Source organism: Paenibacillus sp. MMO-58 (genome assembly GCF_037146255.1).
Lineage (GTDB): Bacteria > Bacillota > Bacilli > Paenibacillales > Paenibacillaceae > Pristimantibacillus.
Genome location: NZ_JBBCVY010000001.1, coordinates 677,737 through 703,467 on the forward strand (window position 1 = coordinate 677,737; position 25,731 = coordinate 703,467).

The window sequence follows — 25,731 nt, forward strand, 5'->3', positions numbered from 1 at the left end:
TAAGCCGGATGCCCCTTTCCTGATGGTACAGCTTATTATACAAAGCCCAGGAATGGTTTAGCTAGCCGGATTTGCCGTTTTCTCCGGATGCAGAAGACGAATTGCGAACAGTAAGGCGACAATAGCCAAAACAGCCAAAAGGATAAACAGAGCGGTAACCGAGCGGTCGGCAAGCCAACTGAACAGCGGAGGGCCTGCGGCAACGCCCAAAAACCTTAAGCTATTATAAAAGGAGGTTACAATCCCGCGGTGAGAGCTGTCGACGGAGCCTGTAATCCATGTGTTTAGGCAGGGAAGAAGCAATCCTGTGCCTACGCTGCTTATGGTGATAAAACCAATAAACAGGTAAATGAGCCAATAGCTGAACAAACAACCGATCAAGGCGGCGCTCATAAGCGATAGTCCGATCAGAATACAACGGCGCATTTTTTTGCCATCCTTTTTGATGGAGTGACCGGTCAGATAAGCCGTAATGACAAGACCAAGCAGCGGAATAGCAAGTATACAGCCTTTCAGAACGCCGTCGATGTTGTAGGGAGGCTTCTCCAGCAGATCGGACAAATAAAACAAGACCCCAAATAACAGGAATAGGCCTAATGCTCCCGTGCAGTAAGCGGTAATCAGCCAGCGGCCTTTTTCGCGGAATATTTTTTTCATGTCGGCCAAATATTGCTTGAGCTTTAAGGGCTCGGATTTGGAATCCGGTTCCTTGATGAAAAACCACACGGCAAGCAGCGATGCCGCGCAAAATACGGGAAAAGCAAAAAACGGCGCGTACCAGATAATTAGTGCGAGCAGAGAGCCAAGAATCGGACTGACCACTTTGCCTGCACCGTTGGAGGCTTCAACAATGCCTAACGCCTCGCTTTCCTGGCCATCCTTGTACATATCGCCAACCAGTGCCATTGCAATCGGAGCGGTTCCGGCCGCTGCGAGACCTTGCAAAGCCCTTGAGCTGATCAAAAGCCAGTAAGATCCCCAAATCGCGGCAAAACCCGCAACGATTCCTGCGGCCCCATATACCGCTAATGCGGGGATAATGATTGCTTTACGGCGGAAACGGTCCGACAAATACCCAATGGCTGGTATGAAAACGGCGGCGCTTACCGAGAATAAAGTGATAACAAGGCTGGACTGCAGCTCGGACAGCTTCATTTGTTTGGCGAGGTCAGGCAAAATCGGAACAAGCATGGAGTTGCCGAGCACCAGGACAAGCGGGACGGAAGCAAAAGCGATATACTGCAGCCATTTGTGTTCGGCCATAAAAAGTTGTCCTCCGATCTAGGTGACATTGACGATTTTATGGCTAATGTGCCCCCCGGCTTGAGCTTCCATTCCTCGCCGTGTTACGATAGGCATAATCTAGAAATGAAAGAGAAAGAAGGGACACCATGAAGCGCGCTACGATGCTGTTTATCGCCGCATTTGTATTTGCTGGTTTAGCGGTGTATCAATATGTATCCAAGGATGAATCCAGCGTTACGGCAGCGGCATCCGATTTCAAGCCAAAAGCCGGCTCCGAGGCGGTAACCTTTGAGCTGCCGGGGCTTGACGAGAAGAACTACGCAATCGGAGGCAAGCAGGACAAGCTGACCTTCGTAAACTTCTGGGCGTCATGGTGCGGCCCGTGCGAGCTGGAAGCGCCGGACTTGCAGAAGCTGTATGAGAAATACGGGGATAAAATCGCATTTTACGGCGTAAATGCCACAAAATTCGATAAGGAAAGAGCGGCAAGGCAATTTGTGGAAGATCACGAATTTACGTTCCCGGTTCTGATGGACCGGAAAGGGGATGTAACCAATACCTACAAGGTAGATACGTTCCCTACAACGTTCCTGATCGACTCCTCGGGTGTTATCCGCGAGAGGATCAACGGCGTTATTACGATTGACGAATGGGAGAGGCTGATTGAGCAATACAGCTGATTCAAAAAAGAAACGCCCGGCAGACCAGCTGCCGGGCGTTTTTTTATTAGTGGTTGATTACACCGATACGTTCGGTATTGTCAAAGTTTGCCGTTGTTGACTTCTCCATGTTAAGCAAAGCATAACGGATACTGTCGACAAGCGCTTCCCAGCTTGCTTCGATTACGTTGCTGGAAACGCCTACAGTGCTCCATGTGCTGTCCACATTAGAGGATTCGATGAGAACGCGTACCTTGGCGGCTGTTGCATCCTTTTCGTCAAATACACGAACTTTATAGTCGGAGAGATGAATCTCTTCGATCTTCGGATAGAACTGCACCAGAGCTTTGCGCAGGGCATTGTCGAGCGCGTTAACCGGACCGTTGCCTTCCGCTGCCGTATAAACCTGCTGGCCGTCCACGTTCAGCTTGACGATGGCTTCCGAGTTCATTTGACCTTTGGCGCCGCTCTCAACCAGAATCTTGAACGACTCAACCTTGAAGACTTCAACCGGTTCGCCAAAAGCTTGGCGGAGAAGAAGCTCAAGGGAAGCGTCTGCGGCTTCATATTGATAGCCTTGGTGTTCAAGCTCCTTGATATGATCCATGATCGCTTTAGTCTGCTCGTTGTTGGCATTCACATCCAGTCCAAGCGCCTGCGCCTTCGAAATAATATTCGATTGGCCGGCAAGCTCGGATACCAGAATGCGCTGCTTGTTGCCTACAAGCTCAGGCTGGATATGCTCGTACGTTTTGGAGTCCTTCATGATAGCCGACACGTGAATGCCGCCTTTGTGGGCAAATGCGGCATTGCCGACATAAGCTTGTCCTACCGGCATATTCACGTTCGCAATCTCGCTAACGTAACGGGCAGTGCCGGTTAGTGTCCGAAGCTTCTCTTCCGGGAGAACATCGTAACCCATCTTGAGCTGAAGATTCGGAATGATCGAACAAAGATTTGCGTTGCCGCAACGTTCGCCGTAACCGTTAATCGTACCTTGCACTTGACGCGCACCGGCCTGAATGGCTGCAAGGGAGTTGGCGACGGCCAGCTCGCAGTCATTGTGGGTATGTATGCCGATAGGCGCTGTCAGCTCTTGGCGGACGCGGCTGACGATTTCGTGAATTTCACCCGGCAAAGTACCGCCGTTCGTATCGCAGAGCACCAGCCAGTCTGCGCCGGCTTCCTGGGCTTTACGCAATACCGCTACCGCATACTCCGGATTGTTTTTGTATCCGTCGAAGAAATGCTCGGAATCAAACAATGCCTCCATGCCTCTTTGTTTCAAGAAAGCGATGGAATCGTAGACCATAGACAAATTCTCTTCCAGCGTAGTCTGCAAAGCCGTATGCACGTGGAAATCCCATGATTTGCCTACGAGCGTAGCCGCCGGTACACCGGACTCCGCAATGCGCACTAGGGAAGCATCTTGATCAGCCTGGCTGAATTTACGGCGCGTGCTTCCGAATGCCGTAATTTTCGATTGCAGATTCAAGCTCTTAACCCGTTGGAAAAACTCAATATCCTTACCGTTGCTTCCAGGATTCCCGCCTTCAATATAATGAACGCCGAGAGCGTCAAGTTTTTGAGCAATTTTGAGCTTATCATCCGCTGACAGGCTGATCCCTTCGCCTTGCGTACCGTCGCGCAGCGTAGTATCAAATATTGTTATCGATGTTGTCATAGCCGGGACGCCTCCTTTTTCACTGATCGCCTACACAAAATATAATTAACTATTATAACACTTGTTGATTAGAATGTAGAGAGGAGCATGGAATTTTTTTAACGCTTCCATATGATTTGACGCACCTTCCTGCTGGGCGGTATGCTGGGAGGAGTAGGAAGGTGAATATAGGCTATGGCTGACGTACACAAGGATTATCCGGCCAAAGGGCGCGTCATTCTTCATTTGGATATGAATGCATTCTACTGCTCCGTGCATGAAGCGGAGGAACCAGAGAAATATAAAGGAAAGCCTACGGCCGTCGCCGGAAGCGTAGAGCTCCGCAAAGGGATTATCGTCACCTGCTCTTATGCCGCGCGTAGCAAGGGAATCAAGACGGGCATGACCGTAAGGCAGGCGATGCGGATATGCCCCAATCTGACCATCATCCAGCCGGATTTTGAGCTGTACCGTAAATATTCGCGCGGGTTTATGATGATCGCAAGGGAATACACGCCCCTTGTGGAGCCGATCTCAATCGACGAATGTTACATGGATATAACGGGCTCTAAGATCTTCGGTTCGCCTCTGGAAATCGCGGAAGCGCTGCAAAAGCGGATCGCCGAAGAGTGGACGCTGCCATGCTCGATTGGCGTCGCGCCTAATAAGCTGCTCGCCAAAATGGCTTCCGATATGAAGAAGCCTAACGGATTGACGGTATTGCGGCTGAGGGATGTACCGAATATATTGTGGGATAAACCATGCGATGTGCTTCATGGTCTAGGGAAGAAAACGGCTGATAAGCTGGAGAGGCTGCGCATACGCACAATCGGTCAGCTCGCTGCGGCCGACGAGGAGCTGCTGATTCGCCAGTTCGGAATATACGGCTCGTGGATGAAATCGGCCGCCCACGGCATTGATCATTCCGAGGTGCGCGCGGACCGGGAACAAAGCAAATCGATCGGGCACACCACCACGCTGCCATATGACGTAACGGACCGGGAGGATGCCCACCGGATATTGCTCAATCTGGCCGATCAGACGGCCCGCAGGCTACGCCGGCAGAAGCTCATGGCATCAACGGTCCAGATTACGATCCGGAAGCCGGATATGGCTACCATAACCCGTTCCAGCACGCTTCGCGCCCCGACGCATTCGACGGATGTGATTTATCATGAAGCCTGCCGCCTCTTTGATGATCATTGGAAGGGAAATGATCCCGCGCGCCTCCTGGGGGTTACCCTGCAAAACCTGACGGCGGAGGAAGAGACTGCCGTTCAGCTTGATTTGTTCGATTACAAGGAGCAGCCTCGCAAGGAAGCATTGACCAAAACGATGGATGTGCTGCGGGACAAATTTGGCGAGAGTGCCGTGCTTACGGCGGGCATGCTGGGGGATGATCCGTCCGTGCTTATCCGCAATAAGCGATTGCGCGGCACTTCTCTCCAAAAGGATGAATTGTAACAATTGCATGGGCATAGCTTGTTGCCAAGGTGCTCTGTTTGTTATATATTGATGAGTGAAGGTTCACAATAATTATAGCGAGCGGTAAATACATCACGACGTTTGCAGAAGCATTTTTATGTCTATTTTTTTGTGGGAGGGAATACCAATGGCTAAATTTACATGGGTAGAGAAAGACACCTGTATCGCATGTGGAGCTTGCGGCGCTACGGCACCAGATATTTACGATTACGACGACGAGGGTATTGCTGAAGTCATCTTCGGAAACGACGGCAACCATGGTAATACAGAAATTCCTGAAGAACTGTACGACGATCTGCAAGATGCTTGCGACGGCTGCCCTACAGATTCGATCAAAATCGCTGACGATCCGTTTAATATGTAAGCTGTCATAATAAAACTCCATGCTACTTCAGCTTTCGCTGGGAGCATGGAGTTTTTTTGCGCGTCTTCGTATGACTATTGATTGAGGATGAGGAGGACGACAACGGCGGCGATAATAACAACCACGACCGAACCGATCCAGGCGAGCGCCTTGACGTTTACCTCTTCTTTTGGCTTCTGTTTCATAGCGGGAGCTTTCCGTTTGGCTGTGCTCATCGTCAATCAACCTTTCCGTGGGAAAAATGAATACCATATACCCACATTGTAAACGGTTTCTTGTTCTGCCGCAATATCCGGAAGGACTTGCCGGCCAGCGTCGCCCTTTTCTTTTTCTTATAAAAAAGATAAACTGTCAGGTAGGACAGAAACTTGAAACGGAGTGTGTAATCTTGCTTTATTCTTCTATTCTTAAACCGGTATTTTTCCAAATGGATCCCGAAAAAGCTCATCATCTCGTCATTGACGGCCTGCATACAGCCGGACGCGTTCCGGGCATGAATAACATGCTGCATGCCATGTACGGCGTGGCTGATTCGCCGGAGCTTGCGGTTGATCTGTTCGGCATTCATTTCCCTCATCCGGTTGGACTTGCTGCCGGCCTGGACAAGAATGGCGTAGCAGCGGACGGCTTCTCCAGCATCGGCTTCGGATTTGCCGAGGTAGGAACGGTAACGCCAAAAGGACAGCCGGGCAACGAGCTGCCGCGGCTCTTCCGCTTGCCTTCCGACGAAGCGCTTATTAACCGGATGGGCTTTAATAATGAAGGGGCGGAAGCGATGGCCCGCCAGCTGTCGCAGCGCAAGATTAACCGGATCCCGATTGCCGTTAACGTCGGTAAAAATAAAGCAACGCCAAATGAACGGGCTCACGAAGATTACCGTTCCTGCATACAAGTGTTATATCCGTATGGCGACTTCTTTGTCGTCAACATCAGTTCCCCGAACACGCCCGATCTGCGCGCGCTGCAGCATGGCGACGAGCTGCGCACGCTTCTTGGCGAAGTGTTGGAGGAGATCGGGCTTCAGGCGTCGAAATTAGGTAGTAAAGCAAAGCCGGTTCTGGTGAAGATTGCTCCTGATATGACGGACGAGCAGCTTGAGCTTACCGTCTCGACGATTAAAGACAGCGGCGTAGCGGGCATTATTGCTTCGAATACGACGATTTCACGGGAAGGCCTTAAGCATCCTAACGCCAAGGAAACGGGCGGACTTAGCGGAGCGCCGCTGCGCGAGCGCTCGACCGAGGTTGTAAGGCAGGTATACCGGCAGACGGAAGGCAAGCTTCCGATTATCGGTTCGGGCGGAATTTTCACGGCGGATGACGCATACGATAAAATCCGCGCCGGAGCCTCGCTCGTCGAAATTTATACCGCTTTGATCTATAAAGGTCCAGGAGTACTCCGCGAACTGACGAACGGCTTAAAAGAACGATTGCGTAAAGACGGCTACCGTAACATATCGGAGGCAGTGGGCGCAGATCATCGATAGGAACAGGAGGCGGCCGGATGGATGGAAGAGATTGGAATCTTTTTTTACAGCCTTACGAGCAAGCAGTCGAAGAATTGAAAGTGAAGTTGAAGACGATGCGGGTCGAGCTTAAGATGCGTGAGGCGTATGCTCCGATTGAGTTCGTTACCGGTCGTGTTAAGAAAGTATCAAGCATTCTGGAGAAGGCAAGACGGCTTAGCGTACCCGCGGATCAACTGGAAAAAGGCATCGAGGATATCGCGGGTATCCGGATCATGTGCCAGTTCGTAGACGATATTCACCGTGTCGCCGGATTTATCCGCATCAGGAAGGATCTAAAGCTTGTCTACGAGAAGGACTACATTACGAATTACAAGGACAGCGGCTACCGCAGCTACCATATGATTGTGGAATATCCGGTGCAAACAGCGCTTGGTCAAAAATTCGTGCTCGCCGAGATTCAGATTCGCACGCTTGCGATGAATTTCTGGGCAACGATTGAGCATTCGCTGAATTATAAATATAAGGAAAGCTTGCCGGATGACGTTCGCGTGCGGTTGAAGAAAGCAGCCGAAGCGGCTTTTCTGCTGGATACGGAAATGTCGAGCATCCGCCACGAAATTTTGGATGCGCAGCGCGACTTCGAGGAGCGCTCCAACGTTGTTTCCACCGTGCTCAGCGCCATTCAGGATTTGTATTTCTACCACCGTGTCAGAGAAGCGGCGCAATTCCAGATGAAATTCAACGAGCTGTTTGAGCAGGAGGACCTGTACGGTCTCAAGCAGCTGTCGGTTGATATTGAATCGGCGATTCTTCGCGCGAAGAAAGGCAACAATCCTGGCTGAGGCTCATCATCATGATCCCGCGGACTGCTTATATGCAGGACGCGGGATTTTTTTGCGCTGAATTTGACAAAAACTTGAGCCCGCCTTATCTTAACGATGTAAGGTTAACGATAAACATGAAGTTAAACGGCCGGGAGGCATAAGATGCAGCAAAACCATGTAACGATGAAGGATATCGCAAATAGGCTTGGCGTCAGCAGCGTAACCGTCTCGAAAGCTCTAAGCGACAAAGAAGGCGTAAGCGACGAACTCAAGCGGAAGATTAAGGAGATTGCCCAGGAAATGGGCTACCGGTTCAATACGGCGGCGAAGGCGATGAAGGAAGGGCTCTCCTACAACATTGGCGTTGTTATAGCAGAGCGGTATGCCAGCGTAACGCAGTCTTTTTATCTTCAGTTTTATCAATTTCTGTCTACCGCTCTGGAAGATGTGCAGTATTCCGGCATTCTGCATATGTTGAGCGAGGAAGATGAAGGCCAGCTCGTTTTGCCGAGAATCTACCACGACCGCAAGGTGGACGGGTTTATTATATTAGGCCAGCTAAGCAATGCTTATATTTCGGCCATTCATGAAACCGGTATCCCCCTTGTATTTCTGGATTTTTATACGGATCGGACGGAACTGGATTATGTCATTACCGATAATTTCTACGGCATGTACGAGATGACCAATTATCTGATCGCAAACGGTCACCGGGATATCGCGTTTGTCGGCAATTTGCATGCTACCAGCAGTATACAAGACCGTTTTCTTGGCTATTACAAATCGCTCCTTGAGCATCGCATACCTCTCCGGGAGGAATTCATTCTGAATGACCGGGATGAGAGCGGCAAATTGCTGGATGTCGCCATTCCGGAAGTGCTGCCAACCGCTTTTGCCTGCAATTGCGACCAAGTAGCGTATCTTCTGATGAATACGCTGCGGAGGCAAGGAGTTCGGGTACCGGAGGATTGCTCGGTTGTTGGTTTCGATAACGATATTTACGCTACCCTTGCCGAGCCGGCGCTTACGACGGTTGAAGTTGACAGACAGGAAATGGCTAAAACGGCAGTTAACAAGATTGTCGGCAAAATTAGCACCCCCGCGTTAAACAGCGGCAGGGTACTGGTCAGAGGGAAAATGATCTGCCGGGAATCGGTAAGAAGCATGAAGTGACTATAGTCGCTTCATGCTTTTTTTATTGACGGGAGCGAGCCGCCCTTTTACAATGAAGTTGTTACTTAATCGATAACTTAATTTTAATTTACTTCGGTTAATACTTAGCTAGTGATGGGGGAGCTGACACTAATGGAACAGCATGAATTAAAAAGCTGGCAGCAAGAGATTGAAAGCGATCTGCAAGATAATATTCTTTCCTTTTGGATGAAGCATTCGCTTGATGAACGGGATGGAGGGTTTGTCGGACGGATCACCAATGATTTGAAGATTCAGGAGACGGCGGATAAATCCCTCGTATTAAACGCTCGCATTTTGTGGACATACGCTTCTGCATTCCGAAAGTATAGAGAGCCGGCCTATTTGACGATGGCTGAACGGGCTTACCGTTATTTAACCTCGTATTTTTATGACCGGGAGAACGGAGGATTCTTCTGGCTGTTGAACCACGCGGGAGAGCCCTTATCGAAGAAAAAACAAATTTACGGTCAAGCCTTTGTTTTGTACGCGTTTTCGGAATTTGTGCGGGCATGCCCGAATGAAGAGGTGCTCAAGCAAGCCTTGCAGTTGTTCGAGCTGGTCGAACGATATAGCTATGATCCTTTATACAAAGGTTATATCGAAGCGCTTGGGAGTAACTGGGAAGCAACGGATGAGCTTAGCCTTAGCTCTACGGACTTGAATGAGAAGAAATCCATGAATACGCATCTGCACGTGCTTGAAGCGTATACGAATTTGTACCGGGTATGGCCTACGGAGCGCTTGAAGGAAAGACAAAAGGAGCTTATCGCGACAATGCTTGATCATATCGTGGATTCGGAGTCCGGGCATTTCAAGCTGTTCTTCGATGAAAGGTGGGATTCCAAGTCGCACGAGATCTCTTACGGACATGATATCGAGGGCAGTTGGCTGCTCATGGAAGCAGCGGAAGTGCTGGGAGATGAGGAGCTGATCCGCCGTGCGGAGGCGGTTGCGCTCGCCATGGCGCAAGCCGTCTACGAGGAAGGCGTGGATACGGACGGCGCGGTCGTTAACGAAGCGGACCCGAAGGGCTGGACGGATACCGATAAAATCTGGTGGCCGCAGGCCGAGGCGGTCGTAGGATTCCTGAATGCCTATCAGTTATCGGGCAAGGATTATTTTCTGAATGCCGCTTACCGGACCTGGCGGTTTATCGATCGTTATCTGGTAGACAAGGCAAACGGAGAATGGTTCTGGAAAGTCAATCGGGCGGGTGAGCCCGACCTGGGGGAAATGAAGGTTGATGCTTGGAAATGCCCGTATCATAATGGCCGGATGGGCTTGGAAGTGCTGGAGAGACTCGAGAAGCTGTACGTATAAACCAAATAGGCGAAGGGATGCGTAGACAATGAACGAAACCGTTTTTATGGAAAAATTAAAACGTTTGCATGCGGAGCACAAGGAGCTTCTAACTCGGCCGAACACGCCTGTTCGTGGCGGCAACGGAATATATGACCGTTATACATACCCGGTTATTACGGCAGCTCATGCGCCGGTTTATTGGAGGTATGATCTTAATCCGGAGACCAATCCCCATCTTATGGAGAGGATTGGCGTAAATGCTGCATTTAATCCCGGGGCAATCGAATTGAACGGAAAGTTTTATCTGGTTGTGCGGGTGGAAGGTCATGACCGTAAATCATTCTTTGCGGTTGCGGAGAGCGTTAACGGCATTGACGGATTCCGTTTCTGGGATTATCCCATTGCATTGCCGGAGACGGATATTCCGGATGTGAACGTGTACGACATGCGGCTGACGAAGCATGAGGACGGATGGATATACGGCGTATTCTGCACGGAACGGAAGGATCCCGAAGCGAAGCAAGGGGACACATCCAGTGCCGTCGCAAGCGCGGGCATTGCAAGAACCAAGGATCTGAAGGTATGGGAACGGCTGGATGATCTTCGGACACCTTCTCCCCAACAACGCAACGTTGTGCTTCATCCCGAATTCGTGAATGGCAAGTATGCATTCTACACGAGGCCGCAGGATGGATTTATTGAAGCCGGATCCGGCGGAGGTATCGGTTGGGGCTTGTCAACTAGCATCGAGCATGCGACTATTGAGTTGGAAACGATAGTGGATGAGAAAAAATACCATACGATCAAGGAAGTGAAAAACGGACAAGGTGCGGCGCCAATCAAGACAGATAGAGGGTGGCTGCATATTGCCCATGGCGTTCGGAATACGGCAGCAGGACTGCGTTATGTGATCTACGCGTTTATGACGGATTTGAATGATCCAAGCAAGGTGATTTATGCGCCTGGAGGCCATCTGATTGCACCGGATGGGGAAGAGCGGGTTGGCGATGTGTCGAATGTCGTCTTTACGAACGGGCTAATCGCAAGAGACAACGGCGAGGTGTACATTTATTATGCTTCCTCGGATACGCGCTGTCATGTAGCGGTTACGACCGTTCAGAAGCTTGTCGATTACGTTGTGAATACGCCTGCGGATCCGCTTCGTTCCTATGCCTGCGTGCAGCAGCGCAGCGAGTTGATCGCTAACAATCTGAAGCTTATGGAGCGTCCCGATTTCAGCTTTCTTAACGAATGAAGTCCCGAAGCAGTCGGGGCTAAAAGAAAGGGATATGATCTATGCCGCTAATTGATTTGCCTCTTGAACAGCTGTACAGCTACAAAGGACGTAATCCTCGTCCGGAAGATTTCGACGCTTATTGGGAGCGTGCGCTGGATGAAATGCGTTCGGTCGATCCGCAAATCGAGCTTGTGCCGAGCAGCTTTCAAGTGCCGTTTGCAGACTGCTTCGACCTGTATTTCACGGGTGTGCGCAGAGCGAGAATCCATGCCAAATACGTCCGTCCGAAAAATGTCCCGGAGCCGCATCCTGCCATTATTCAATTTCATGGATATACCGGGAATGCGGGAGACTGGTCCGATAAGCTGACTTATGCGGCACTGGGGTATTCCGTCTTCTCGATGGATTGCCGCGGACAAGGCGGGCTGTCGGAGGATACGGGCGGAGTGAAGGGGACTACCCATAACGGACATATAATCCGGGGTCTGAACGACCACCCTGATCATCTGCTGATGCGCCATATTTTCCTTGATACCGCGCAGCTTGCGGGGATTGCCATGGATCGACCGGAGGTTGATCCTGACCGGGTGGGGGCAAAAGGCGGATCGCAAGGCGGCGCGTTAACGATTGCCTGCGCATCGCTGGAACCGCGTATTTCGAGACTTGCGCCCGTGTATCCGTTCCTGTGTGACTACAAACGCGTGTGGGAGATGGATTTGGCGAAGGACGCGTACGGTGAGTTAAGAACCTTCTTCCGGCATTTCGACCCGCGGCATGAGCGGGAAGAGCAAATTTTCGAGAAGCTTGGTTACATCGACCTGCAGCATTTAGCCAACCGGATCAAAGGGGAAGTGTTGATGACAGTAGGACTAGCGGATACGATTTGCCCGCCTTCCACGCAATTCGCGGCGTACAATAACATTACCGCGCCGAAATCGGCCGATATTTATCCGGACTACGGTCACGAGCATATTCCGGAAGTATCGGACCGGACGATTCAGTTCATGCTTGGTCTATAAGGGAAAAAAGAGGAGGTTGCCCATTTTCGGGACAGCCTCCTCTTTTATTATGCCCGCGACCGGATTCGCTGCTCGGCCGTCTCGTTAAACTTAAGCAATAGATTGCCGAAGATCCGAATTTCCTCCTCGCTCCAATCGTTTAGAAGATTCTTGAAAAATGCTTCTCTCGAATCGCGAACCTCCGCGAGCAAGGAAGGCGCATCCTCCGTCAGCTGCAGCAGGCTGATCCTTGCGTCATAAGGATCGGTCAACCTAGAGATTAATCCTTTGGCTTCCAAGCCCGCAATCTGACGGCTTACCGTGGAGATATCCAGCTGGAAGGTGGTGGAGAGCGTTTTGATTCCGGTTGGGCCCGCTTTTTCCAGATGCTGCAGGATCAGGTAAGAGGAGCGGTCCATCTCTTTGCCCATAATGTTGGAGAGCCGGGCAGCCTCGGCGCGGCGGATGAAGAGGGAGATTTGGCTTTCGATCATGCTGAATGGCGACTTATCGTTCCTGTCCATATGGTTGCTTCCCATTCCTGTCTTAGTTTCTTAATGTTAGCTTACCTTTCGCGTTTGCATAATGCAAGCAAGTCCGTGGTAATTAATGTATGTCCCCACGATAAGTATTTGCATTCCGGAAATAAACTTGTATAATACAATGGTTATTAGTTGTATCATACAAATAAATAGTAGGAGTGCATGTCAAATGAAGGGGAACTTGTTCTGGCTTAACCTGAAGCTGATGGCTAATCACAAAACGCTTCGAATTGGCTCGATCGTTTTGTTGTTTATTCCGTTGCTCTATACAGGCTTGTTTCTGGCAGGCTATTGGGATCCGTACGGCCATATGGACAAGCTGCCCGTAGCGATTGTTAACGAGGATAAGGGGGCTGTATCGGACGGCAAAGAGCTGCATCTTGGCCAAGATATAGTGGATAATATGAAAAGCGCCCATACGCTTGATTATCATTTCGTAGAGCGGACAGAGGCGGAGAAGGGACTCTATGACGGCGATTATTATTTGACGATCGTTATTCCGGACAATTTCTCGCAAAGCGTTACGACGCTGACGGAAGATCATCCGCAGCCTGCCGATTTGATCTATATGACGAATCCGGGCAACAACTATGTATCCGGTCAGATCGGAAGCAACGTGCTGAAGGAACTGACGAATAAGGTCAGCCAAAATATCGTGAAAAGCTATACGCAGACCGTTTACGGGAAAATGCAGCAAATGGCTGACGGCTTTTCGGCTGCGAGCAGCGGCGCGGAGCAGCTGACGCAAGGAACGGAATCCGCGCAGGATGGCGTAAGCAAGCTGAATAACGCGATAGCGTCGCTGGCCAGCGGTGCAGGCAAGCTGAGCGAGAGCACGAAGCCGCTCGGGCAAGGGATTCAGCAATTAGCCGGCGGAGCTGCCGGCCTGTCTACGGGGACAGCTTCTTTGACCGATAACCTTTCCAGGCTGAAGTCGGCAGGACAACAGCTTGCTGACGGGGCAAATGCGCTGCAGAAAAATACGGCAGCATGGAATGAGGCGGCAGACTCCGCAACCAAGGCTGCTACAGGAGTGAACAATTCGGCCGAAAGCCTTCAATCACAGATTAAAGCTTATGCCGAGCAGCATCCCGAACTGAAGGATGACACTGTCTTTGCGGCGATTGTAAGCGACAGCGAGAAGCTTGCACAAGATGCTGACGGCGCCAGCAAGTCGGTTGAAGGGTTAAAGCAGCCGGCGGAAGCCGCCCGGCAATCCGGTGTTATGCTGGCTGCGGGACAGTCGGCATTGGCGGACGGCATTGCGCAGGCTTATGAGGGCAGCGGCAAGCTTGCAGCCGGCAGCGTCCAGCTGAAGGATGGTCTGGACGCTTACGGCAATGGCATCGGCAAATTGCAGAGCGGGATTAATCAGCTTGCCGGAGGCGCACAGCAGCTGAACAACGGTTCGCAGGAGCTGCTTGGCGGGGTTATCCGCCTCGTGGATGGCTCGCAGCAGCTGACGGACAAGCTGTCGGATGCCGCACATTCAACAGCGGGTATTAAAGCGAGCGATGCGGAGCTAAATATGTACGCCCAGCCGGTACAGCTCGAACAAAAAGAGCTGAATACGGTTAAGACGTACGCAACGGGCTCTGCCCCTTATTTTCTGGCGTTAGGGCTGCTGGTTGGTTCTTTGATGGCTTCTAACATCATTCATTTCCAGGAGGGGCAGGTCCGTTCCGCATGGCAAAAGTTCTGGGGCAGAATCGGCGTCTTTTATCTGGTAGCCCTGCTGCAGACCGTCGTGCTTGACCTTATCGTGCTGTATGCGATTGGATTGGACGTGCAAAGCGTGCCGAAGTTCTTCTTGTTTACTCTCGTCACGGCTTGCATGTTCACGACCTTGATTCTGATGCTTGTCTCGATCTTCGGAACGCTGGGCAAGCTGGTTGGCATTGCGCTTGTCGTTACCCAGCTGGCGAGCAGCGGCGGCACGTTCCCGATGGAGCTTGCGCCGCAATGGATTCAATCCGTTGGGCAATGCCTGCCGATGACGTATGTGCTTCGCGGCATGAAGAGCGTGATCTCAACAAGCAACTGGGATATGTATTGGAGCAATACGGGCATTCTGTTAGCCTATCTGATAGGGTTTGCGGTTATTATGCTTGCGGCATATCTGCTTCGTTCTGCCAAAGATGCACCTGTTGCGCCGGCAGCTGCGCACTAGAAAAACTTGCGCGCTTGCCCGTTTCCGGGTAGTCTCAATATAAAAGAGAAGAAATCGGGCAGGAGGATTACAAGAGAAATGAAAGCATTGCAGGATAAGATTCGCAACGAAGGCATTGTTCTAAGCGAGACCGTACTAAAGGTGGATTCCTTTCTTAATCATCAGGTAGATCCGCAATTGATGTTTGATATCGGGCAGTTTTTTGCCGCAGCGTATGAGGGAGAAGGCATTACCAAGGTGTTGACGCTGGAGTCCTCGGGGATTGCGCCTGCGGTTATGACGGCACTTGCGCTCAAGGTGCCCCTTATATTCGCGCGCAAGCAAAAGTCGCTTACGCTTCGCGACGATCTCTACGTCGAGGAGGTATATTCCTTCACGAAGCAGGTGAAGAGCGAGGTAGCGATTTCCCGCAAATTTTTGTCGCAAGGGGAGCGGGTGCTTATCATTGACGATTTCCTTGCTTACGGAGAAGCGGCATTTGGTATGGCGAGGATTGTAGAAGCGGCCGGTGCAAGCGTAGCGGGTATCGGCATAGTGATCGAGAAGTCTTTCCAAAGCGGAGCGGACAAGCTGAAGGAAGCGGGCTACCGGGTAGATTCGCTGGCGCGTGTGGCCGTATTGTCGCCTGACGGCATCCAATTCGTAGAGGAATAAAGGGAAAAGCGGAAGCTCTGTTTCGGAGAGCTACCGCTTTTTTTATAATCAAATCGCTTGCAAGCCTGCCTGATTGAGCAGATTCCAAGGCTTGTTGTAATGAGGCTGGAAGAAAAAGTCGACGAAGGTGAGTTCATTCATCGTCATGCCGTTCTGGATGCAGACCGACATGGTATTGATCGCTTGCGTTAGATCATCCTTCGACATGACTTGGGCACCTACAATCCGGCCGGTATCTGCTTCGTAAACAACCTTGAGCAGAACTTTCTCGTAGGTCGGCATAAATTCAGGACGGTCATTGTCTTCCAAGGTGACGGTTTTTACATCCATCCCCGCATCGAGGGCCGCCAGCTCGGTTAAGCCGGTCGAAGCGATATTTTGCTCGTAGATCTTAATGCCCGATGTGCCTTGCGTACCCATATAACGGACCGTTGGAGCGACAAGGTTGCGGGCGACCAGCGTTCCCATCCGGACGGCGTTGGTTGCGAGAGGGATGTACGCATGCTTGTGGGTCGGGTTATAAAAGACGGCACAGCTGTCGCCCGCGGCCATGACATCCGGGTTGCTGGTGCGCATATACTCATCCACGATAATGGCTCCGTTAGGCAGCATGTCGATCTGGCCTTTCAGCAGATCCGTATTCGGGCGGAAGCCGATGCAGAGGACAACGAGGTCCGTGTCATATTCGCCGGCAGTTGTTACGACGGTGTCCACCTTGCCATCTTCGCCGCGGAAGCCGGTTACGGTCTGAGCGAGCTTAAGTTCGATACCGCGGTTGCCAAGCTCTTGCTCGATAGCGTCCGTAAATTCGCGTTCCAAATATTTGTACAGGATTCGGTCCATATTATCGATAAGCGTGACTTGCTTGCCAAGCTGCTCGAAAGCTTCAACAAGCTCGATTCCGATGTAGCCCGCGCCAATAACGGTAATCCGGTTGGCATGCTTCGCTTTCTCGATGATCGCTTGAGCGTGATTGTAGTTTTTGCATAAGACGATGTTCTCAAGCTCCATCCCTTTCAGTTTAGGAATAATCGGCCACGAACCGGTTGTTACGACCAGCTTGTCGTAGCTTTCGAGCTTCTCTTCATTCGTCTCAAGGTTGCGTGCCAGGATCGTCTTGGCTTCCGTGTGGACTTCCAGCACATCATGGCGCAGCTTCATCTGAACACCCATGTCCGTCAGCTGCTGCGGCGATGCGTAGAACAGCTTCTTCACATCCTGCACAACTCCGCCGACATGAAGGGCAATGCCGCACGAGAGGAACGATACGTTGTCATTGCGCTCGTAAACCGTAATTTGCGCCTCGGGATAAAGCTTAGCCATCTGAGTAACAGCGGCGGTACCTGCATGCGTGCATCCAATAACAGCGATCTTCATATAAAATTCCTCCTTAAATTTTCCTGTGAAAATATTCACATACTTCTGTGCAAAAAAAGGAAGCGGATCTTGATGGGGGAGCATGTTACTTATTCATGCATACAATACATGCTGCCGGCTTCCGTCTGGGCTCAGAGAAGATGGCGATGTAGGCTTGCGGTTTGATATAGGCGAAGCCGCCTCATCTTGTGTGAATTAATTCACAATCTCTTGTTGCTCTTATCATATGCCACTTTTATCAAATTGACAATAGGTTGTGATTAATTTCACATATTGATCACAAATGCTCAGCCCTTCTAATTATAAGTTCATTAGAGTATACTCGATGTTATATTTCTAACGTATTTTAGCTGCTTGCAAGGGGATGACCAGATGTCCGGCTATTTGCCGATTGCTTTTACGACAAAGATGAAATCACTGCTTGGAGAAGAGTATGACCGGTTTATGTCCTCCTACGAGGATCCGCGTGTATACGGTATTCGGATTAACCGTTTGAAGCTAGGCGCGGGGGAGTGGAAAGCCATTTCGCCGATGGGGGAAGCCGTTCGTCCGATCCCGTGGGCGCCGGACGGCTTCTATTATGAAGAAGGAGCAAGACCGGGCAAGCATCCGCATTATCATGCCGGTCTTTACTATATTCAGGAGCCAAGCGCGATGGCTCCGGTTGAGCTGCTTGATGTCCATCCCGGTCATCGCGTGCTAGATCTATGCGCGGCGCCGGGCGGCAAGTCCACTCAGATTGCGGCCAAGCTGCAAGGCAGCGGCGTGCTGGTAAGCAATGATAATGCCAGGGAACGAACGAAGGCGCTTGCCAAAAACATCGAGCTGGCCGGCGTCCGCAACGCCGTTGTACTGAACGAGGAGCCGTCGGTTCTTGCGCCGGTCTTCCGGGGATGGTTCGACCGAATTCTGGTCGACGCGCCATGCTCGGGAGAAGGCATGTTCCGCAAGGATGAGTCGATGATCGCGGAATGGGAGAAGCATTCCATTGAACGCTGCTCGGCGATGCAGAGGCATATTTTGCGCGATGCGGCAGCCATGCTCGCTCCGGGAGGGGTTCTGGTCTATTCGACCTGTACGTTCTCTCCGGAAGAAAACGAAGCTCAAATCGCGGAGCTGCTAGCCGAATATCCGGATTTCGAGGTTAGGCCGGTCCAGCATCAATACGGCTGGAAGCCGGGGCATCCGGAATGGGCGGGAGAAGCAGGCGAAGGGCTTGCGGCCGAGCAAATTGCGTCGCTGGCGGGTACGGTCCGGCTGTGGCCTCACCATATCGAAGGCGAAGGTCATTACGCGGCAGTGCTGACCCGTAAAGGCACTGCTCCCGCGGAGGAACGTCCTACGGTTCAGGTAGAAGAAGACAACGGAAAAAGAAAGAAAGTGAAGGGCAATGCCGGCGCCGCATTGCGGGCAGCGGAGAAGAAGGGCGGCCGCGGAGCAAAAGACGGCGGCAAGCTTCAGCGGGCAGGCGGTTCGGCGCGGCATTCCGGCAAGGGTCAGCCGGAGGTTGTTGATGCAGCAGCGTCATGGCTTTCTTTTGCGAAGCAGGAGCTGTCGGCCGGATTTGCCGGTACGAGGTCCGTCCTTAGCTTTGGCTCGCGTGTCTATCTTCAGCCGGAAGGAGTGCCCTCATTGGACGGTTTGCATGTCGTGCGCGCCGGCTGGTATGTCGGCGAAGCGGGACGTAATCGATTCGAGCCTTCGCAAGCGCTTGCTATGGGGCTCCGGCAATCGGAAGCCGTACGATCACTCGATTTTGCGTCGGATAGTCCCGAGATTATCCGTTATTTAAAAGGCGAGACGTTGTTTGTTGAGGCCAACAACATAAAGATAGAAGGGGCTCCTGCCCAGCCGCTGAAGGGATACGTGCTTGTATGTACGGACGGATATCCTGTCGGGTGGGGAAAATACACGGGAGACGGCATGCTCAAGAACGAGCTGCCGGCTGGCTGGAGGTGGATGTAAGATGGGAAAAAAGATGCGGTTAGACAAGCTTCTGTCCCATACCGGGTATGGAACCCGCAGCGAGATCAAGAAGCTTGTGAAGCAGGGAAAAGTTACGGTTGCGGGGAAGGTCGTTAAAGACAGCGGGCAGCTCGTTGATCCGGAGCTCGATGAGGTTGCGTTCGACGGGGAAAGGGTGATGTACCGGGAAGTTATTTATTTGATGATGAACAAGCCTCCCGGCGTTATCTCCGCTACCGAAGACCGCCGCGAACGGACGGTTATAGATTTGCTTGAGCCGGAGGATCAATTAATGGATCCGTTCCCGGTCGGAAGATTGGACAAGGATACGGTTGGTCTCCTGCTGCTCACGAATGACGGACAGCTGGCGCATGAGCTGCTATCGCCTCGCAAGCATGTTCCCAAAACCTATGAAGCGGTTGTGCAGGGTGATGTCGGCGAAGAGGACCAGACGCAATTCAAGGACGGCGTTACGCTGGACGACGGATACGTCACGATGCCTTCGGATTTAAAGATATTGAAAAAGGACAGCGGCGAGGGTGGCGTAATTTCGGTCATATCGCTTACGATAATGGAAGGGAAGTTCCATCAGGTAAAGCGGATGTTCGAAGCGGTAGGCAAAAAAGTCGTATACCTGAAGAGGGTATCGATGGGACCGCTTGAGCTGGATGCCGATCTGGAGGAAGGGACTTACCGCGAATTAACCGATGAGGAAATCGCGCTTCTGCGCGCTCACCGGGCTGCGGATTAAAAATAGAGACCAGGATGGGGAGAATCGTATGGCATTACAGTATGATTTGATTGCGCTTGATGTAGATGGCACCTTATTGACGGATGATCATCAACTGACAAGCAAGACTCGTGAAGCCGTGCGGGAAGCGGCAGACCGGGGAGCGAGCATTGTATTATGCACGGGCCGAGCGCCTTTCAGCGTCTTTCCGGTACTGGAGGAGTTAGAGCTAACCGGTACGATTATTACGCATAACGGCGGAGCGACGATTGACTCGGATACGAGGAAAATCATCCACCAATACGAGATCGCGCCGCAGCAGCTGGAGCCATTCGTAGACTATTGCCGGAAGAATCAGGTCCATTACGACGTAAATACGGCTTTTGAAATGATGGTCGAATCGTTAACGCCAGAGGTATCCGATATGTACAGCAAGTTCCATGCGTCGCCTTCCGTTCTGGGACAAGGAGCCAGCTTGCCGCAGGGGCTTGTCAAGTTTACGGTATTCGGCAGCAAAGAGGTGATGGACCGGGTGCAGGAGGAGTGGGAGAAATGGCCGCCGTCCCTGCACACGATCCGCAGCGGCGATTTCTTTATCGACGTGCATCATCCGGAAGCAAGCAAAGGCAGAGCATTGCGGCAATTTGCTCTCAGCCATGGCATTGACCGGAGCCGGATTCTTGCGATCGGCAATTATTATAATGACATTTCCATGCTGGAGTTTGCCGGCTGCGGAATTGCGATGGGCAACTCTCCGGACGGGGTAAAAGAAGCGGCGGATGTCGTAGGACGTTCCAACGCCGAAGATGGCGTTGCGCACGCCTTGCGGGAATTCGCCTGGAGCTGAAGAGGATAGGGATTGAACAATAAGAAGGGGCAGCCCCCTTGGTCATGCCGACCTCGGGTGCTGCCCCTTCTTTGTTGGGTTTAGTACCAAGTCCTTAGTGCCAAACTCCTCTTATGATGATTACCAGAAGAATGAAAAGGACAAGGATGAAACCTACCGTATTGACGCCGCCTCCATATACGCCAGACATGCTAATTCCTCCTTGTGATTGTATTCCGCTGGAAGGCTGCTGTCACTCGAGTACATTTGCCCTCTATTCGGTATACAGTATTGTATTGCAGGAGGCCTTGTATGGAATGGACTCCTGTCACGATACAACCCCATTTAGGTAGTCACCCAGAAGGAAATAGCTTGCTGGCAGCGGGTTCCGGAATCATCCCCGACATTCGCCGCGGCATTAATTGAAACGCCGAAGCCCTTTTGGCAGATGGTTCTTAAGCTGGCCGCCGCTTGCTTTAGCCCAGCCAAGCGGAAGTCCGTCAACGGCAACAAGGCCCCAGCCGCTCTCTTCGCCCGCAGCGGGCAGCGTCTCTCCGCGAAGGTAAGCGGCAATCTCTGGCGCGTCCGGCGGATAGCTCCGTACCCACGATGCATCATTCGCTTGAATCGCGAGAGCAAGCGCATGCGCCGGCTCCAGCCGGTTCTTGCGGATATCGCCGAGATGCAGACCGGGCCGCGCAACCTTGAGGGCGTCAAGATCGGCGGCGCCAAAGCTGCCGTTTGTTTGATGGGGCAGCCAGTAGAGAGCGTCGCCGAAACGGAGCGGCTCTCCCGGGCCAAGCTCGAAACCGGGCAAGGCCTGTTCGGCAAAGCTGTGAAACAAGGCCATCTCGGCTGTCAGCGGTTTGGACCGTCCCGCCGCACGTTTATCGCGCCGCTTGTCTTTTCTCTTCGGCGGTTCATCTGTCGCCTGCAGTTGCTCGCCTTCGAAGGCTTTCCGCAGCCGGGCGACAAAATGTCCTTCGCCGCGCACCTGATGCGGCCATAAGCGCTCGATTTGTTCAACGTGGAAGGCAGGATGCTTGGCAACAAACCGCTCGATCGTATCCTCGTTCTCTGCGCGGTTAAACGTACACGTCGAATAGACGAGTACGCCGCCGGGCTTAAGCATGATTGCGGCATGCTCCAGAATCTCGGACGAACGTTCGCCGCAATAGGCCACATGGGCTTCCGACCATTCGGCTACCGCGACTTCATCCTTGCGGAACATGCCTTCTCCCGAGCAGGGAGAATCCAGCATAATGCGGTCGAAAAAGACCGGAAAGCGTCTCGACAGCTCATGCGGCGCGGCATTCGTAACAACCGCGTTGCGGATGCCGAGACGTTCAACGTTCTCGCTTAAAATTTTCGCTCGGGCAGGATGAATCTCATTGGCGATCAGCAGGCCTTCGCCATTCATGCTGCCGGCGATTTGCGTGGTTTTGCCGCCCGGAGCGGCTGCGAAATCAAGAACCGTCTCACCGGGCTGGGCGTCCAGCAGCTCCGCCGCGGACATCGCGGACGGCTCCTGGATATAATAAAGACCCGCTGTATGATAAGGATGCTTGCCGGGTCTTGCCGCTTCGTCATAATAGTAGCCGGTCTTGCACCAAGGTACGGGTTCCAAACAAAACGGCTGCTTGAGAGCAGCCGTTTTGTTTGGTTGTCGACATTTCAAAGGATTAAACCGAAGCCCGTAAACACGGGCATCATTGTAGCTGTCAAGAAACCGCTCGGCTTCTTCCCTTCCGAGAAGAGCCTGCATTTGCCGGATATAAGCCTCCGGCAGCTGCACGTTCTTCAATGTACTGCAACTCCTTTATGCTTATCTGTTGCGTCCGCGGCGTCCGCCGGGAGCAGGTCCGCGGGAAGCGCCGCCGTTATTGCCGCCGCGTGAATCTCTGCCGCCGCGCGGAGCGCTGCCGCCCGAGCTGCGTGAATCTTTACCGCTGCTTGGACGGCCTTCCCATCTGCCGCCGCCGGTTGAAGCACCGCGCGTATTGCCGCGTGCTGCGCCGTCTTGGTTGCGTTCGCCTCTGCCTCCGCCAGTTGCTGCGCCCCGCGTATTGCCGCGAGCAGAACCGCCTTGAGTCCGTTCGCCTCTGCCGCCACGGTTAGCGCCGCGAGCGTCTCTGCCTCCGCGTCCGGCTTCGCGTTCGCCGTCTCTGCCTCCGCGTCCGGCTTCGCGTTCGCCGCCTCTGCCTCCGCGTTCAGGAGCAGCAGCTTCCCATGGATTGCCCTCGGTGCCGCTGACGGCAGCACGTTCCGGCTTACCGCGTCCGCCTGCTTGCGAACGGCCTGCACCACCTGCGCCGCGTTCATTGCGCTCGCCTCTGCCTCCGCGTCCGCCTTGCGCCGGTTTGAAGTCGCGATTGCCGCGACCGCGGCCTTCGCGATCCGGTTTTTTGTCATAGCTCTTGCCTTCGCTGCCGGAACGGGGAGCGCTAGTCTTCACGATTGTGCCGTCCGGTTCAACCGTACGGCGCTCAAGTATAGCATTAATGCTGCGTTCGATATGGGCAACCGCTCCGCGGTCGTAAGGCGATGCAATGGTAATCGCAACGCCTCGTTGTCCGGCACGGCCTGTCCGGCCGATCCGGTGGATATAAATCTCGGAGTCGGTTGGCACATCGTAGTTAAAGACATGGGTAACGCCTTCAACGTCAAGGCCGCGTGCCGCAACGTCCGTTGCGACCAGAATTTGAAGCTTAGCATCGCGGAAGCGTTTCATGACCTGCTCGCGTTTGGCTTGCGTAAGATCGCCATGCAGCTCGTCCGATTCGAAGCCGTGGTCTTGAAGATCCTTGTTTAGTTTTTTTGCGCGAACCTTCGTCCGGCAGAAAATGACGGCCAGGTAAGGGCGCTGTGTTTCGATCATGGAAATTAACGCTTTCTGGCGTCCGCGGTCAGTTGTCTCTACAACTAGCTGCTTGATATTGTCCAACGTAACATTCGCGCTTTGAATTTTAATGTCGACCGGAGTCTTCATATAATTCTCCGCGAGACGTTTGATCTGATCCGGCATGGTAGCCGAGAAGAGCATCGTTTGACGGGCGCGAGGCGTCTGTTCAACGATATTTTGCACTTCGGGCAGGAAGCCCATGTGAAGCATTTGATCCGCTTCGTCGAGTACAAGCATCTTCAGCTTGCCGAGGTTGATCGTCTCGCGTCTCATATGGTCGATCAAGCGGCCGGGCGTAGCTACAACGATATGAGGCGAATTGTTAAGCTTGCGGATTTGCGCGTCTACGTCTTGTCCGCCGTATGCGGCAAGAACTTTGGCGCCAACCGCCGCGGCAAGCTTTTTCAGCTCGCTTGTAATCTGGATCGCCAGCTCGCGCGTCGGAGTCAGAATCAACGCTTGAACCTGCTCTTTCTCGACATCGATGCGCTGCAGAATCGGCAGGGTGAAGGCGATCGTTTTACCCGTACCCGTTTGGGCCTGAGCAATGACGTCTTGTCCGGACAGCAGGACGGGGATTGCTTTCTTTTGTACGGGAGTTGGACTCGTAATCCCATTGGATTGCAGGACTTCGGTCAGCTCCGGGATAATACCCATGGAAATAAATTCAGTTGACATTTTGTATATGTTCCTCATTTCATCGACTCGTTTATCGTTTAGTATACCAGTTGTGCCTTAGAAGTGCATCTTTCATCTACATATGCTATGCTGGGCGTCATAAGCTATTAAGCATACATGCAAACAAAGGAATGATCAACAATGAATAGCGGTACAGAGCGTGCTTCGGTTAAGCCGGGGCTTGAGGTGGATATTGTTCTGAAGCAGGATCAGCGTACAGGGAAGCTGACGCGCGGCGTGGTGAAGGATCTGCTTACGAATTCGCCGACTCATCCGCATGGCATCAAGGTGCGTCTGACAGATGGCCAAGTCGGAAGAGTAAAACGCATTTATTCGTGAATAAAGGAGCTTAGAGCGCGATGGCATTCGGAATTTCCAGGTCTGAAGTGACGGCATGGAAGGAAGCGGTCGCCCGCGGGGAGATTGCCTACCTGACGCATTATTGGGTGGATCCGCGTTTTCCGGGCATGAAGACCGTAACCAAGGTAGGCTGCTCCGATCTGGACAAGCTTGCGTTGTGGTGCAGGAATAACGGTCTGAATCCGAGATATATTCATAGACGGGACAAATACCCGCATTTTGACCTGCTGGGGCCAAAGCAAAGAGAGATTCTATTACGGGAAAATCTACATGCGCAGCTGGAACGGTTTCATCTTCTATGAAAAGGGGATGCGGGACATGCAGACAAACTCGCTGCATCAGACGTTAGAGGAATTAAGTCTTAACGCATGGCCGTCTCTTCAGACGGTCGTTTACGACGGCTGGCTGCTCCGGTTCGCGGACGGCTATACGAAGCGTTCGAATTGCGTGATGCCGCTGTATGAGAGTCATGGCCATGTGAGGGATAAAATCGTTCACTGCGAGAAGCTGTATGCGGAGCGCGGTTTGGACACGATTTTTAAAATCACGCCTTTTGCAAGGCCAAGACAGCTGGATTCTATACTGGAAGGGCGGGGCTATCGGATGGTGGATCCCGTCTATGTGAAGACGGCGGCACTGAAGGATCTTCCGCTGCCGGCAGACTACGAATGCCGAATTGACGAACAGCTTAGTGAACGTTGGTTGGATGAATTTACGCAGATGATGCCGCTCTCGGACAAGCAGCGGGAAACGGCGGTTAAAATGCTGACCAGCATGAGACTCCGCCAATGCTTTGTAACGCTGTATGCGGATGGTGTTCCGGCGGCATGCGGAATTGGCGTAATCGAGCATGGCTATATCGGCTTGTACGATATTGTCACATCCGAGAGGTTCCGTAATCGAGGGCTGGGCTATCAGCTGCTGCTGCGCATTTTCAGTTGGGGGAAGCAGAACGGGGTGGATAAAGCCTATTTATTGGTTGTTCAGGCAAACCAACCGGCAAACCGGCTGTATGACAAATTTGGTTTTGAGACGCAATACGAATATTGGTACAGGGTTAAATCTTTGAAGCAGGATGAGTGAACGTT

25 protein-coding genes are annotated in these 25,731 nt (G+C 52.3%); 17 read left to right on the top strand and 8 right to left on the bottom strand.

Annotation, left to right across the window (positions count from 1 at the left end; translation table 11 throughout):
- Nucleotides 1–57: 57 nt before the first annotated feature.
- Nucleotides 58–1,263, bottom strand: a complete 1,206-nt coding sequence (locus WFJ73_RS02990) for an MFS transporter (RefSeq protein ID WP_336771641.1) — start codon at nucleotides 1,261–1,263, stop codon at nucleotides 58–60.
- Nucleotides 1,264–1,391: 128 nt separating this feature from the next.
- On the opposite strand from WFJ73_RS02990, the gene WFJ73_RS02995 reads away from it, so the two are divergent.
- Nucleotides 1,392–1,925, top strand: coding sequence for a TlpA family protein disulfide reductase (locus tag WFJ73_RS02995; RefSeq protein WP_336771642.1), 534 nt, complete (start codon nucleotides 1,392–1,394; stop codon nucleotides 1,923–1,925).
- 46 nt (nucleotides 1,926–1,971) lie between these two features.
- Here the strand turns inward: WFJ73_RS02995 and cimA are convergent, their stop codons facing one another.
- On the bottom strand, nucleotides 1,972–3,588 hold the full coding sequence (gene cimA, locus WFJ73_RS03000) for a citramalate synthase (protein WP_336771643.1): 1,617 nt from the start codon (nucleotides 3,586–3,588) through the stop codon (nucleotides 1,972–1,974).
- 174 nt (nucleotides 3,589–3,762) lie between these two features.
- On the opposite strand from cimA, the gene WFJ73_RS03005 reads away from it, so the two are divergent.
- Nucleotides 3,763–5,031, top strand: a complete 1,269-nt coding sequence (locus tag WFJ73_RS03005; protein WP_336771644.1) for a DNA polymerase IV — start codon at nucleotides 3,763–3,765, stop codon at nucleotides 5,029–5,031.
- A 148-nt stretch (nucleotides 5,032–5,179) separates the two neighbouring features.
- Entirely contained in the window at nucleotides 5,180–5,416 is a 237-nt protein-coding gene (locus tag WFJ73_RS03010) for a ferredoxin (protein ID WP_336771645.1), read from the top strand.
- A 74-nt stretch (nucleotides 5,417–5,490) separates the two neighbouring features.
- Here the strand turns inward: WFJ73_RS03010 and WFJ73_RS03015 are convergent, their stop codons facing one another.
- Nucleotides 5,491–5,631, bottom strand: coding sequence for a hypothetical protein (locus tag WFJ73_RS03015; RefSeq protein ID WP_336771646.1), 141 nt, complete (start codon nucleotides 5,629–5,631; stop codon nucleotides 5,491–5,493).
- A gap of 173 nt (nucleotides 5,632–5,804) precedes the next feature.
- Here WFJ73_RS03015 and WFJ73_RS03020 point away from each other — a divergent pair, with 173 nt between their 5' ends.
- From WFJ73_RS03020 to WFJ73_RS03045, 6 genes are all read left to right on the top strand, one after another.
- Complete coding sequence (locus tag WFJ73_RS03020) at nucleotides 5,805–6,902, top strand: quinone-dependent dihydroorotate dehydrogenase (RefSeq protein WP_336771647.1); 1,098 nt, start codon at nucleotides 5,805–5,807, stop codon at nucleotides 6,900–6,902.
- Nucleotides 6,903–6,919: 17 nt separating this feature from the next.
- Nucleotides 6,920–7,726: a GTP pyrophosphokinase gene (locus WFJ73_RS03025; protein WP_336771648.1), complete on the top strand. Its 807-nt coding sequence runs from the start codon at nucleotides 6,920–6,922 to the stop codon at nucleotides 7,724–7,726.
- A 144-nt stretch (nucleotides 7,727–7,870) separates the two neighbouring features.
- Entirely contained in the window at nucleotides 7,871–8,881 is a 1,011-nt protein-coding gene (locus WFJ73_RS03030) for a substrate-binding domain-containing protein (protein ID WP_336771649.1), read from the top strand.
- Between the two features lie 132 nt (nucleotides 8,882–9,013).
- Entirely contained in the window at nucleotides 9,014–10,222 is a 1,209-nt protein-coding gene (locus tag WFJ73_RS03035) for an AGE family epimerase/isomerase (RefSeq protein ID WP_336771650.1), read from the top strand.
- Nucleotides 10,223–10,250: 28 nt separating this feature from the next.
- The gene (locus WFJ73_RS03040) at nucleotides 10,251–11,459 is read left to right on the top strand and encodes a glycoside hydrolase family 130 protein (RefSeq protein ID WP_336771651.1); all 1,209 of its coding nucleotides are present in this window, start codon (nucleotides 10,251–10,253) and stop codon (nucleotides 11,457–11,459) included.
- Nucleotides 11,460–11,500: 41 nt separating this feature from the next.
- Entirely contained in the window at nucleotides 11,501–12,460 is a 960-nt protein-coding gene (locus WFJ73_RS03045; RefSeq protein WP_336771652.1) for an acetylxylan esterase, read from the top strand.
- Between the two features lie 47 nt (nucleotides 12,461–12,507).
- Here the strand turns inward: WFJ73_RS03045 and WFJ73_RS03050 are convergent, their stop codons facing one another.
- Nucleotides 12,508–12,963, bottom strand: coding sequence for a MarR family winged helix-turn-helix transcriptional regulator (locus WFJ73_RS03050; protein ID WP_336771653.1), 456 nt, complete (start codon nucleotides 12,961–12,963; stop codon nucleotides 12,508–12,510).
- Between the two features lie 187 nt (nucleotides 12,964–13,150).
- On the opposite strand from WFJ73_RS03050, the gene WFJ73_RS03055 reads away from it, so the two are divergent.
- Both WFJ73_RS03055 and WFJ73_RS03060 read left to right on the top strand, forming a co-directional pair.
- Nucleotides 13,151–15,151 carry a YhgE/Pip domain-containing protein gene (locus WFJ73_RS03055; protein WP_336771654.1) on the top strand — a complete coding sequence of 667 codons (2,001 nt, stop codon included), beginning with the start codon at nucleotides 13,151–13,153 and terminating at the stop codon, nucleotides 15,149–15,151.
- Nucleotides 15,152–15,229: 78 nt separating this feature from the next.
- Nucleotides 15,230–15,805, top strand: coding sequence for a xanthine phosphoribosyltransferase (locus WFJ73_RS03060; RefSeq protein WP_336771655.1), 576 nt, complete (start codon nucleotides 15,230–15,232; stop codon nucleotides 15,803–15,805).
- Nucleotides 15,806–15,853: 48 nt separating this feature from the next.
- On the opposite strand, the gene WFJ73_RS03065 is transcribed toward WFJ73_RS03060, so the two are convergent.
- Nucleotides 15,854–17,182 (bottom strand): FAD-dependent oxidoreductase, encoded by a 1,329-nt coding sequence (locus WFJ73_RS03065; protein WP_336771656.1) that lies wholly within the window; start codon nucleotides 17,180–17,182, stop codon nucleotides 15,854–15,856.
- Nucleotides 17,183–17,554: 372 nt separating this feature from the next.
- Here WFJ73_RS03065 and WFJ73_RS03070 point away from each other — a divergent pair, with 372 nt between their 5' ends.
- Genes WFJ73_RS03070 through WFJ73_RS03080 form a run of 3 tightly spaced genes read left to right on the top strand, consistent with a single transcriptional unit; the run spans nucleotide 17,555 to nucleotide 20,724 of the window.
- Nucleotides 17,555–19,147 (top strand): RsmB/NOP family class I SAM-dependent RNA methyltransferase, encoded by a 1,593-nt coding sequence (locus WFJ73_RS03070; protein WP_336771657.1) that lies wholly within the window; start codon nucleotides 17,555–17,557, stop codon nucleotides 19,145–19,147.
- Between the two features lies 1 nt (nucleotide 19,148).
- Nucleotides 19,149–19,898 (top strand): pseudouridine synthase, encoded by a 750-nt coding sequence (locus WFJ73_RS03075; RefSeq protein ID WP_336771658.1) that lies wholly within the window; start codon nucleotides 19,149–19,151, stop codon nucleotides 19,896–19,898.
- A gap of 28 nt (nucleotides 19,899–19,926) precedes the next feature.
- Nucleotides 19,927–20,724, top strand: coding sequence for a Cof-type HAD-IIB family hydrolase (locus WFJ73_RS03080; protein WP_336771659.1), 798 nt, complete (start codon nucleotides 19,927–19,929; stop codon nucleotides 20,722–20,724).
- Between the two features lie 94 nt (nucleotides 20,725–20,818).
- Here WFJ73_RS03080 and WFJ73_RS03085 read toward each other — a convergent pair whose 3' ends face one another.
- The 3 genes from WFJ73_RS03085 to WFJ73_RS03095 form a co-directional block, all read right to left on the bottom strand.
- Nucleotides 20,819–20,914: a dihydroorotate dehydrogenase gene (locus tag WFJ73_RS03085; protein ID WP_127496536.1), complete on the bottom strand. Its 96-nt coding sequence runs from the start codon at nucleotides 20,912–20,914 to the stop codon at nucleotides 20,819–20,821.
- A gap of 207 nt (nucleotides 20,915–21,121) precedes the next feature.
- Nucleotides 21,122–22,507, bottom strand: a complete 1,386-nt coding sequence (locus WFJ73_RS03090) for an RsmB/NOP family class I SAM-dependent RNA methyltransferase (RefSeq protein WP_336771660.1) — start codon at nucleotides 22,505–22,507, stop codon at nucleotides 21,122–21,124.
- 21 nt (nucleotides 22,508–22,528) lie between these two features.
- Nucleotides 22,529–24,283 carry a DEAD/DEAH box helicase gene (locus tag WFJ73_RS03095; protein ID WP_336771661.1) on the bottom strand — a complete coding sequence of 585 codons (1,755 nt, stop codon included), beginning with the start codon at nucleotides 24,281–24,283 and terminating at the stop codon, nucleotides 22,529–22,531.
- A gap of 141 nt (nucleotides 24,284–24,424) precedes the next feature.
- On the opposite strand from WFJ73_RS03095, the gene WFJ73_RS03100 reads away from it, so the two are divergent.
- The 3 genes from WFJ73_RS03100 to WFJ73_RS03110 are packed head-to-tail and all read left to right on the top strand — an operon-like array spanning nucleotide 24,425 to nucleotide 25,726.
- Entirely contained in the window at nucleotides 24,425–24,622 is a 198-nt protein-coding gene (locus WFJ73_RS03100; protein ID WP_317980276.1) for a YwbE family protein, read from the top strand.
- 20 nt (nucleotides 24,623–24,642) lie between these two features.
- Nucleotides 24,643–24,945 carry a hypothetical protein gene (locus WFJ73_RS03105; protein ID WP_336771662.1) on the top strand — a complete coding sequence of 101 codons (303 nt, stop codon included), beginning with the start codon at nucleotides 24,643–24,645 and terminating at the stop codon, nucleotides 24,943–24,945.
- 16 nt (nucleotides 24,946–24,961) lie between these two features.
- Nucleotides 24,962–25,726, top strand: coding sequence for a GNAT family N-acetyltransferase (locus WFJ73_RS03110; RefSeq protein ID WP_336771663.1), 765 nt, complete (start codon nucleotides 24,962–24,964; stop codon nucleotides 25,724–25,726).
- The last annotated feature ends 5 nt before the right edge of the window (nucleotides 25,727–25,731 follow it).

Excerpts from the sequence above, each read along its gene's own strand:
- WFJ73_RS02990 (WP_336771641.1), bottom strand. The coding sequence starts at position 1,263 with ATGGCCGAACACAAATGGCTGCAGTATATCGCTTTTGCTTCCGTCCCG.
- WFJ73_RS02995 (WP_336771642.1), top strand. The coding sequence starts at position 1,392 with ATGAAGCGCGCTACGATGCTGTTTATCGCCGCATTTGTATTTGCTGGT.
- cimA (WP_336771643.1), bottom strand. The coding sequence starts at position 3,588 with ATGACAACATCGATAACAATATTTGATACTACGCTGCGCGACGGTACG.
- WFJ73_RS03005 (WP_336771644.1), top strand. The coding sequence starts at position 3,763 with ATGGCTGACGTACACAAGGATTATCCGGCCAAAGGGCGCGTCATTCTT.
- WFJ73_RS03010 (WP_336771645.1), top strand. The coding sequence starts at position 5,180 with ATGGCTAAATTTACATGGGTAGAGAAAGACACCTGTATCGCATGTGGA.
- WFJ73_RS03015 (WP_336771646.1), bottom strand. The coding sequence starts at position 5,631 with ATGAGCACAGCCAAACGGAAAGCTCCCGCTATGAAACAGAAGCCAAAA.
- WFJ73_RS03025 (WP_336771648.1), top strand. The coding sequence starts at position 6,920 with ATGGATGGAAGAGATTGGAATCTTTTTTTACAGCCTTACGAGCAAGCA.
- WFJ73_RS03030 (WP_336771649.1), top strand. The coding sequence starts at position 7,871 with ATGCAGCAAAACCATGTAACGATGAAGGATATCGCAAATAGGCTTGGC.
- WFJ73_RS03035 (WP_336771650.1), top strand. The coding sequence starts at position 9,014 with ATGGAACAGCATGAATTAAAAAGCTGGCAGCAAGAGATTGAAAGCGAT.
- WFJ73_RS03040 (WP_336771651.1), top strand. The coding sequence starts at position 10,251 with ATGAACGAAACCGTTTTTATGGAAAAATTAAAACGTTTGCATGCGGAG.
- WFJ73_RS03045 (WP_336771652.1), top strand. The coding sequence starts at position 11,501 with ATGCCGCTAATTGATTTGCCTCTTGAACAGCTGTACAGCTACAAAGGA.
- WFJ73_RS03050 (WP_336771653.1), bottom strand. The coding sequence starts at position 12,963 with ATGGACAGGAACGATAAGTCGCCATTCAGCATGATCGAAAGCCAAATC.
- WFJ73_RS03055 (WP_336771654.1), top strand. The coding sequence starts at position 13,151 with ATGAAGGGGAACTTGTTCTGGCTTAACCTGAAGCTGATGGCTAATCAC.
- WFJ73_RS03060 (WP_336771655.1), top strand. The coding sequence starts at position 15,230 with ATGAAAGCATTGCAGGATAAGATTCGCAACGAAGGCATTGTTCTAAGC.
- WFJ73_RS03065 (WP_336771656.1), bottom strand. The coding sequence starts at position 17,182 with ATGAAGATCGCTGTTATTGGATGCACGCATGCAGGTACCGCCGCTGTT.
- WFJ73_RS03070 (WP_336771657.1), top strand. The coding sequence starts at position 17,555 with ATGTCCGGCTATTTGCCGATTGCTTTTACGACAAAGATGAAATCACTG.
- WFJ73_RS03075 (WP_336771658.1), top strand. The coding sequence starts at position 19,149 with ATGGGAAAAAAGATGCGGTTAGACAAGCTTCTGTCCCATACCGGGTAT.
- WFJ73_RS03080 (WP_336771659.1), top strand. The coding sequence starts at position 19,927 with ATGGCATTACAGTATGATTTGATTGCGCTTGATGTAGATGGCACCTTA.
- WFJ73_RS03085 (WP_127496536.1), bottom strand. The coding sequence starts at position 20,914 with ATGTCTGGCGTATATGGAGGCGGCGTCAATACGGTAGGTTTCATCCTT.
- WFJ73_RS03095 (WP_336771661.1), bottom strand. The coding sequence starts at position 24,283 with ATGTCAACTGAATTTATTTCCATGGGTATTATCCCGGAGCTGACCGAA.
- WFJ73_RS03100 (WP_317980276.1), top strand. The coding sequence starts at position 24,425 with ATGAATAGCGGTACAGAGCGTGCTTCGGTTAAGCCGGGGCTTGAGGTG.
- WFJ73_RS03105 (WP_336771662.1), top strand. The coding sequence starts at position 24,643 with ATGGCATTCGGAATTTCCAGGTCTGAAGTGACGGCATGGAAGGAAGCG.
- WFJ73_RS03110 (WP_336771663.1), top strand. The coding sequence starts at position 24,962 with ATGCAGACAAACTCGCTGCATCAGACGTTAGAGGAATTAAGTCTTAAC.